This window comes from Serratia sp. OS31 (genome assembly GCF_014164835.1).
Classification (GTDB): domain Bacteria; phylum Pseudomonadota; class Gammaproteobacteria; order Enterobacterales; family Enterobacteriaceae; genus Serratia; species Serratia liquefaciens_A.
The window spans coordinates 1-1,437 of sequence record NZ_JACJFQ010000090.1 but is presented as its reverse complement, the minus strand read 5'-3'; the positions used below and the strand labels follow the sequence as shown (position 1 = coordinate 1,437).

The 1,437-nt window shown below is 58.7% G+C and carries 1 protein-coding gene; it reads left to right on the top strand.

Annotation, left to right across the window (positions count from 1 at the left end):
- The first annotated feature begins 82 nt into the window (after positions 1–82).
- A complete protein-coding gene (locus tag H5P17_RS26415; RefSeq protein ID WP_182825914.1) occupies positions 83–1,312 on the top strand; it encodes an IS91 family transposase in 1,230 nt (409 codons plus the stop codon).
- Positions 1,313–1,437 lie beyond the last annotated feature (125 nt).

Genomic DNA, 1,437 nt, shown 5'->3' with positions numbered 1-1,437 from the left:
ATAAAATGAGCACGCCTGCGACGTGAGCCGGCTGGCGCCGACGCCCTTTTCCTGTTCCCTGCCGCCCTGTAGACTCTGCACCATGTATATTCCCCGACCGGCAAAGCTGCTGTTCCAGCACGATGATGGCTGGAGCCGTTATCTCGACAAACACGGCAACGCCCTCAGCGACTGGACCAAACTCGCCGTCGAGCGCATGCTCGCCTGCGGCACCTGCGCCATGGGCGTGCGCCGCTACTGTTGCGCCTCACCGGACTGCACCCATTCCCGCTTTTTCTGCCAGAGCTGCAAGTCCAAGGCCTGCAGCAGTTGTGGCCTCAAGGCCACTGAGCAGTGGATCACCGAACAGCAGCACATCCTGCCTGACTGCGACTGGCAGCACATCACGTTTACCATGCCTCACCTGCTGTGGCCGTTCTTCAACAACAACTGGCCCCTGCTCAACGACCTGTTTCGCTGCGCCACCCGCGCTATGCTCCGCTGGGCGCGCCAACAGGGGATCGAAGTCGGTATCTTCTGTGCGCTCCATACCTACGGTCGACAGCTGAATCAGCATCCGCATATCCACGTTTCCGTTACCCGCGGCGGACTTGATGTCAAACACAGCACCTGGCGTAAGTTGTTCTTCAAAAAGAAAGAAGTGGAAGCCATCTGGCGCAATGCCGTCGTCTATCTGCTGCGCGACAACTACGCCCGCATCAATCCCGGCGCCCTGCCGGGCCTGGGCCATATCCGCAACGAGGACCGGTGGCACCGCTACCTGCATGCACAATACCGGCGTTGCTGGAAAGTGCATTTCGCCAAAAAGACCCGCGGCGTCTGGCGCAGTGTGAAATACCTCGGCCGTTATCTGAAGCGCCCACCGGTGGCCGCATCTCAGCTGCGCCACTATCGCGGCGGTGCCGTGGTGCATCAGTATTACGATCACCGTACGCAGCAGCACAAACGCCAGAAAATCAGCCAGGAGGAGATGCTGCAGCGTTACGTCAGCCACATCCCGTCCCGACACTTTAAAATGGTGCGCTACTACGGCTTCCTGGCCAACCGCAAACGCGGCTCGCTGCTGCCGAGAGTCTACGACGCGCTGGAGATGACGCCACGAGAAAAACCTCAAAAGCCGGGTTTCGCGGTGCTGATGAAAGCGTTCCTGGGCACTGACCCGTATCAATGCATTCTATGCCAGGGGCGGCTGCGATTTGCTGGCGCGATGGCGGGCGAGCACGCCACCAAAATGCTCTCTGACAGGCTGCAGCGGATGGCGATTAGACCCCTGCACTGGATAAGTGCGCCTGAAAAATGGGGTTTAGCTTAAAAACACGGCAAAACTGGCATTTTTCCACATTACTCTGCGACAGCCCACACCATATGGGGTTCGTCCTTGCCCCTGCTCATGGTTAGGAAACCCAATAAGGGCCGATTGAGTTTCCTAACCATCAA